The organism is Campylobacter sp. 2018MI13, from assembly GCF_018501135.1.
Lineage (GTDB): Bacteria > Campylobacterota > Campylobacteria > Campylobacterales > Campylobacteraceae > Campylobacter_E.
Genome location: NZ_JAHCZC010000086.1, coordinates 1 through 7,361, shown reverse-complemented (window position 1 = coordinate 7,361; position 7,361 = coordinate 1). Strand labels below are relative to the sequence as shown.

Annotated in this window: 7 protein-coding genes and 1 pseudogene; all 8 read right to left on the bottom strand. The window is 29.5% G+C overall.

All coding sequences use genetic code 11. The features are described 5' to 3' along the window. A partial coding sequence (gene pth / locus KJQ99_RS08180) for an aminoacyl-tRNA hydrolase (protein WP_214150505.1) occupies positions 1–513 on the bottom strand: 513 nt, incomplete at its 3' end. Then, the gene (locus KJQ99_RS08175) at positions 510–1,046 is read right to left on the bottom strand and encodes a 50S ribosomal protein L25/general stress protein Ctc (RefSeq protein ID WP_214116615.1); all 537 of its coding nucleotides are present in this window, start codon (positions 1,044–1,046) and stop codon (positions 510–512) included. The genes KJQ99_RS08175 and pth, both read right to left, overlap by 4 nt. Before the next feature lie 59 nt (positions 1,047–1,105). Then, complete coding sequence (locus KJQ99_RS08170; RefSeq protein ID WP_214116621.1) at positions 1,106–2,290, bottom strand: type IV pilus twitching motility protein PilT; 1,185 nt, start codon at positions 2,288–2,290, stop codon at positions 1,106–1,108. A 9-nt stretch (positions 2,291–2,299) separates the two neighbouring features. Further along, positions 2,300–3,265, bottom strand: coding sequence for a transaldolase (locus KJQ99_RS08165; protein ID WP_214150504.1), 966 nt, complete (start codon positions 3,263–3,265; stop codon positions 2,300–2,302). Then, on the bottom strand, positions 3,265–3,765 hold the full coding sequence (locus KJQ99_RS08160) for a chemotaxis protein CheW (RefSeq protein WP_214116625.1): 501 nt from the start codon (positions 3,763–3,765) through the stop codon (positions 3,265–3,267). Before KJQ99_RS08160 ends, KJQ99_RS08165 begins: the two co-directional genes overlap by 1 nt. A 4-nt stretch (positions 3,766–3,769) precedes the next feature. Beyond that, on the bottom strand, positions 3,770–6,142 hold the full coding sequence (locus KJQ99_RS08155; protein WP_214150503.1) for a chemotaxis protein CheW: 2,373 nt from the start codon (positions 6,140–6,142) through the stop codon (positions 3,770–3,772). Positions 6,143–6,153: 11 nt separating this feature from the next. After that, on the bottom strand, positions 6,154–7,098 hold the full coding sequence (locus KJQ99_RS08150) for a chemotaxis protein (RefSeq protein WP_214120312.1): 945 nt from the start codon (positions 7,096–7,098) through the stop codon (positions 6,154–6,156). Between the two features lie 2 nt (positions 7,099–7,100). Further along, positions 7,101–7,361: pseudogene (locus KJQ99_RS08145) on the bottom strand (hypothetical protein); the annotation flags it as partial.

Below are 7,361 nucleotides of genomic sequence, written 5' to 3'. Positions count from 1 at the left end.
CTTTAATATATCATTGTCTAAAAGATATTCTAAAGCGTCTTTTGAATAATTTAAGAAGTTTTCTAATTCTTTTTTTTCATTTTCATTAAAATTGTCAAGAACATAATTAATAACTTCATATTTTAAATCAGGTTTTCCAATTCCTAATCTAATTCTTTCATAATCATTACCTATAAAGTTATCTATGGATTTTAATCCATTATGACCACCAGAACTACCACCTTTTTTAATTTTTAGCTTAGAAAAATTTATATCCATTTCATCGTGGCATACAATTATTCTTTCTGGTTTATAAAAATCTACAACCTTCTTTACACTTTCCCCTGAATTATTCATGTAGGTTAGTGGTTTAAGTAGTAATATATTTTGTTTTTTATAAAGTTCTCCATTACAGTTTAAACTTTGTTTAGTGTAAGAAGAGTTAAGTAATTTATCAATTAACATAAAGCCTAGGTTGTGGCGAGTATTTGCATATTTCTCGCCAGGATTTCCTAAGCCTACTACTAAAATCATCTAGCTTTTTCAACTCCAACAACAGCTACACGACCAGCGTCAATAATTTTTACATTATCAGCAACTTTAATATCTCTTACTAATAAAGCATCACCAACATCTAAATCAGTTACATCTAATTCAAAGAAATTAGGTAAATTTTCTGCTTTACATTTTACTTTTAAGCGGCGTTTTGATTGAATTAATACACCTTTATTTTTAAGACCTTTTGCAGTTCCTACAACTTTTACTGGAACCATATAAAAGCTCTCAACACCTTTTAGTGCTATTTTTAAATCAACGTGCTTAATTTCGCTAGTTACTGGATGGTGTTGATAATCAACAATTACAACTTCATAAGTTTTACCATCAACACTAACAGGGAAAATTAATCCGTCTTTTTTACGAACTTCTTTAATAAATTCGTTTGTTTTAAATACCGCATGGATATTTTCAACGCCTTTGCCATAGATATTAGCAATTAGCATACCATCTTGTCTAGCAGCTTTAGCTGACTTTCTACCAATACTCTGTCTAATTTGTCCTTCTAACATAAAATGTCCTTTCAAAAAAAATAAGTGTGAATAATACTATAAAAAGTTTAATAAAAATATTATTCTTCTTGAGAAGCAAGTTTAAATTGAAAACCAGTGCTTACATTAGATGATGATTTTTTAGCTTCTCCAAATTTATAACCATCAATTAATACTTTCAAGTCATTTGCATTACTTGCTTTATCATACGCTTCTTCTTCTGTAATTCTTCCTGATTTATATAGCATTAGCAAATGTTGGTCAAAACTTTGCATTTTCATTGTGCCTTCTTTTAATACATCGCCTATTGAGTTTTCTCTACCTTCTAAAATAAGTCTTTTTATACGCTCATTTCCTCTTAAAACTTCAATAGCAGCTGTTCTTTTTCCATCTGTGGTTTTACATAATCTTTGAGAAATAACAGCCTTTAATACTCCAGAAAATGAACTTCTAATTCTGTTTTGCTCTTCTTTAGGGAACATTCCTAAAACCCTATTTAATGTTTCTTGTGCATTAATTGTGTGAAGTGTGCTTAAAACTAAGTGTCCTGTTTCTGCTGCGTGCATTGCTACTTCAATGGTTTCTAAATCTCTCATCTCACCTACTAGAATAATATCAGGGTCTTCTCTTAAAGCTGCTCTTAGTGCATCTTGAAAGCTTAAAGCATCTTGTCCTATAGCTCTTTGATTTACTATTGATTTTGCAGGTTTATATTTAAATTCAATTGGGTCTTCAATAGTGATAATATGTCTATGGTAGTTTTGATTGATATATTCAATGATTGAAGCAAGTGTAGTCGTTTTACCACTACCAGTTGGTCCAGTAACTAATATTAATCCCCTTGTTTCTGTTGTTGTTATATCTTTAATAACTTCTGGCAGTTTTAATGCTTCAAAACTTGGCATAGTATCAGGGATTGTTCTAAAAACAGCACTAGGTCCATTCATTGTAAAAAATAAATTCACACGAAAAGAGCCTTTGTATTTAAATTTATCTTTATTTTTAGGCTCATAAGAGAAGTCTATATTTTTATTATCTACAAATCTTGTAAAATCTCCCCTTGTTAGGGCTTTACATAAATCTAACATATCTTCTCTTGATATAATATCAGGTGCTATTTCGCTAATTTCTCCATTTACTCTACCTTTTGGATTTAGGTTTGAGCTAAGGTGCAAATCACTTCCACCAACTTCAATTAAGGTATTTAACCAACCATCTAAATTATCTCTTAATTCCCAACGAATATTTTCTAAATCTATTTCCATTAATAACCTTTAAAGACTTTCTAAAATATCTATATATGCTTTTTCAAATTGGATTAATCCATCTTCTAAAAGTTTTTTGCAAGCGGCATTATACTCAATTTCGTTTATAGTTGAGAATATAAAATCTTTTGAATTTGAAATTATTTCTTGATTTAAATTCTTTATAGTTTTACTAGGTTTATAGGCATTTATAGCATTAATTGGAGCTGTATTTATAGTGTTATTAAATTCTAGTTCTTTTAAATAATAATCTTTACTTAAATCATTACTTTTTGTTCCTGTACTTGCAAATAAAGCTCTTATATTTTCACTACCAACTTTAGATGCTGAATAAATTGCGTTTTGAATTCCTATTTGGTTTTTAACGCTAAATCTATTATTTAATAAGCTATCAACTCTGCTTACAAAAATACTAACTACACCTTTATTAATTATTCCATTAGGATTTTTTGCTTTATACTTTTTCATACCTTGTGCTATTGCATCATTACATTTTTTTGCTTGTTCGTAAGAAAAAATCAGTGTAGCATTTATGCTAATTCCATAACTTGCCAATGTATTCATAACTTCATATCCTGCATTAGTTGCCGGCACTTTTATCATTAAATTTGGCATATTTATTAAATTAGCAATCTTTAAACCTTCTGCAATACTAAGACCTGCATTATTGCTATTTAGTGGATTTATTTCAAAACTAATAAAACCATTATTGTTATCTTTTGCATATAAATGGCTCATTTTAATAGCTGCTTTTTTAATGTCTTCTAAGGCTAGAGTTAAAAATAATTCTTCTTTATTTTTTATATTTAATTGCTTAATTCTTTCTTTATAATATACTGAAGTAGTAATTGCATTTTTAAATATACTAGGATTACTAGTAGCACCATTTATAGTGCCACTAGCTAGCATTTGTAAAAATTCACTATCTAAAAAACTATTTTCAATAAAATCACACCAAATGCTATATCTACTCATTAAAAATCCCTTTTCATTAAAGCTTCAACTTTTAATATAGTTAAAATACTATTTTCTTGTTTGCCAATTCCATCAATCATACCTTTTTCTTTAAGTAAAGTTTCAGGTGGTTGGTCAATATTGCTTTCTTTAATTTTGATAGCTTCTGTTAATTTATCAATAACAAAACCGATATTTCCTTCTTCACCTTTTAAAACTATATATCTTGTATGTTGAGTATGTTTTGAACTACCCAAGCCAAAACGCTTTGCAAGGTCAATTAATGGAATTACATTACCACGCATATTGAATACTCCTAATACATAATCAGGAACGCTAGGAACTCTAGTGTATTCAATAGGCTTTATGATTTCTTGTATGCTTAGAATTGGAATTGCATATTCTTCTTCATCAATCATAAATCCTACTAATTGTCTAATTTGTTCTTCTTTTACATCTCTACCAGAAGCACCTTTAACTTGTTCTTGTTGTCTATTTAAAACTTGATTTAATCTTTCCATTACATTATCCTAATTTTAAATTCTTTCTTACTACATTTTCTAAATATTCATAAGAATAAGGCTTTGTAATATACTCAGTCATTCCTACTTCTACGCCTCTTAGTCTATCACTCTTGCTAGTTCTACTTGTAACAGCAATTAGTGGTAGATTTCTATATTTTGCATATTTTCTAATTTCTGCTGCTAGTGTGTAACCATCCATTCTTGGCATTTCAATATCAATTAGCATTCCATCTATTGAATGCTCTCCGCTTTTAATTATATTTAAAGCTTCTACACCATTGCTTGCTTCAATTACTTTAATTCCAAGCGGTTCTAATGCTTTTTTCATAATTCCTCTATCAATTTGAGAATCATCAACCGCTAAAACTACATAATCACTTGGCTTATCTTTTGAAACTTTTGAACCTGTGTCGTTATTAGCTTTAATATCCACTTTAACATCTTTTGCCATATCCATCATTGCACCAACATCAACTATTAATGTAACATTACCATCTCCACGAATGGTTGAGCCTGCAATTCCTGTGATATTTTGTAAATAATATCCCATAGATTTAATTACAACTTCTTCTTGACCTATTAAAGTATCTACTATAATTCCAAGTTTAGAAGCTGCTGCACCGACAACAACTACATAAGCTTGTTCGCTATTTTCAAGTACTTGTTTTACTCCAAATAAATCACTAAGTCTTACAAGTGATAAAACTTCATCTCTAAGTCTTAAAACATTTTTGCCTTCAATTGTATAAATATCATCAATAGCAACTCTTACCGTTTCAAGAACACTAGCAAGTGGAATTGCATAGAATTCTTCTTGAGTTTTTACAAGTAGTGATTGAATGATAGCTAGTGTTAATGGGATTTTTAGTTTTATAACCGTTCCTTTTCCTAACTCGCTATCTACTTCAATAATACCATTTAGCTTATCAATGTTTGTTTTAACAACATCCATTCCAACACCGCGACCACTTACATTTGTTACTTGTTTAGCAGTTGAAAATCCTGGTTTAAATATAAGACCATAAGCTTCTTTATCGCTCATATTATCAGCTTCTCTTTCGCTAATAATTCCTTTTTCAATACCTTTAGTTTTTAATACTTCAGCATTAAGTCCTTTACCATCATCAGCTATTTCAATTACTATGTGATTTCCTTCATTGTATGCTTTTAACTGAACCGTTCCTCTTTCTGGTTTGCCTGCTGCTATTCTATCTTCTGCTGATTCAACTCCGTGATCGCAAGAATTTCTAATCATATGCATAATAGGATCGCCTATTTCTTCTACGATTGATTTATCAAGTTCTGTTTCTTCACCTTCAAGTTCAAGCTCAATTTGTTTTCCTAAATCACGGCTTAAATCTCTAACAACCCTTGGGAATTTGTTAAATACTTTTGCAATTGGTTGCATTCTTGTTTTCATTACAGCTAGTTGAATATCAGTTGTTACTACGCTTAATTGATTTACAACTTGATTTAATTCTTCTATGAATTTTTCGCCTTCATATCTTTCTTCAACATCATCATAGATTTTTAAAAGTCTATTTTTACCCAATACAAGTTCGCCTATTAAGTTCATTAGGTTATCAAGTCTTTTTACTTCAACCCTAATAGTTTGCTCCATATTTGATGAGTTGCCTTTATCAGCAGCTACAGGTGCTTGTTTTGCATTTCTAGCTTCTTTTGTATCTTGTTTTTCACTAGCTCTTTCAGAGATTTTTTCTACTGGTTTTTCAACAGGTGTTTCAACTACTTTTTCAACTTTTTTAGTTTCTACCACTGCTTCTTGTTGTTTTTTCTCTTCTCTTCTTGCTTTATCTTCAGCTTTTCTTTGTTTTAATAATCTTTCAATTTCAGCTTCTACTTCATCAGCACTTAAAGAATTTACATCTACTTCTTCTTCATTACTATTTGAATCTTTTTCAATTAATTCTTCAATTTTCTCATCTAAACTTTTTGGCTCAGCCTTAACTTCGCTTAAAATTTTACCCTCGCTAATTGCAGTTAGACGGCTACAAATTGAGCTAATATCCATATTTATTGCTGTATCATTGCCATTATCTTTAATACAATGTAATAAGTCTTTCATCATATCAATTGATTCAAGCACAACATCCATAATATCAGGAGTTATTAGCAATTCTCCGTGACGAGCTTTGTTTAAAACATCTTCCATATGATGAGTTAGTTTTGTTAAAACATCAAAGTTTAAAAAGCTTGAACTTCCTTTAACAGTGTGAGCAACACGGAAAATGCGGTTTAGCAATTCTAAATCTTCAGGATTACTCTCAAGCTCAACTAAATCGTGATCTATTTGTTCAATTAATTCAAAAGCTTCTACTAAGAAGTCTTCTAATATCTCTTGCATATCTTCCATATCTACGCTCCTTACTTTTTAATATATGATTCAATTACTCTTGATACTTCTTTGTAAAATACATTAGCATCAAATTTGGTTAAAAAGGCATCTCCACCTACATCTTTACTCTTAAGAGTTGAAAATTCATTACTTAAAGATGAGTTGAAGATAATTGGAATACCTTTAAATCTAATATCTTCTCTAACTCTTGAAGCGAAGTGAAATCCGTCCATTTGTGGCATTTCAACATCACTAATAATAACTTTTACTTGATTAGCAATATCACCTTTGTATGCTTCATAAAGTTCATTCATTTTATTAAGTCCATCTACACCATCTTTTGCTTCAATTACTTTAAAGCCCATTTTATCAAGTGCATCGCGAACTAATTTTCTAGCAGTTGAGCTATCATCTAATACAACTGCTGTTCCTGTCATTTTTTTGATTTCTTTTTCTTCTATATCAATTTTTGGAGAGTAAATTCCAAGCTCTTCAACAATTCTTTCAAGGTCTAAGATTAATAAAACTTCATCATTTTCAATCTTAGCAATTCCTGTTATTTGACTTTTATCAAATCCGCCTGTATTTGTTGAAAAATCAGAACCTCTAATATCACTTGCATTAATTCTTCTAATTCTTTTTGCTTCATGAACTATAAAACCTATCATAATATTTGAAAATTCAGCAATAATAATTCTAGGTTTTAATACCATATCTTTTGGCTCAATTATATTCATCCATTTAGCTAAATTTATTACAGGAATTACAACTCCTCTTAAATCAAATACTCCTTCAATATATTCAGGAACACCTGGTAATTCTGTAAGTGCAGGTATTTTTATGATTTCTTTAACTTTAGCAACATTAACTCCATAAATTCCTTCATAGACTTTATGTTGTCCTTGTTTATAGATACGAAAATCTACAAGTTCCATTTCATTAGAATCAGCCTTTAAGACTTTATCTTCTGCCATATTTACTCCTTTCTGGGTAAGTTATATTTTTTTATAAAGTCATATTCTAGTATAAAAAAACTTCGGTCATTTGCAAAAGCTTCTAAATTCTTGTATTTTATATTTTCTAAGCAATACTCATCTCCTTGATGAAAGTGCCCTTCTATTATATAATCAATATTTACGCCTTTTTTTATAAAAAAACTTTTATATTTTTTAATTCTAAATTCCATTAATTTTTTAAAAAAATCTAATTTTTTATATAGCTTTTTTACCTTTTGTTG

Bases quoted from the DNA above. Each gene is read 5' to 3' on its own strand.
- KJQ99_RS08150 (WP_214120312.1), bottom strand. From the start codon at position 7,098: ATGGCAGAAGATAAAGTCTTAAAGGCTGATTCTAATGAAATGGAACTT.
- KJQ99_RS08165 (WP_214150504.1), bottom strand. From the start codon at position 3,265: ATGAGTAGATATAGCATTTGGTGTGATTTTATTGAAAATAGTTTTTTA.
- KJQ99_RS08175 (WP_214116615.1), bottom strand. From the start codon at position 1,046: ATGTTAGAAGGACAAATTAGACAGAGTATTGGTAGAAAGTCAGCTAAA.
- KJQ99_RS08160 (WP_214116625.1), bottom strand. From the start codon at position 3,765: ATGGAAAGATTAAATCAAGTTTTAAATAGACAACAAGAACAAGTTAAA.
- KJQ99_RS08155 (WP_214150503.1), bottom strand. From the start codon at position 6,142: ATGGAAGATATGCAAGAGATATTAGAAGACTTCTTAGTAGAAGCTTTT.
- KJQ99_RS08170 (WP_214116621.1), bottom strand. From the start codon at position 2,290: ATGGAAATAGATTTAGAAAATATTCGTTGGGAATTAAGAGATAATTTA.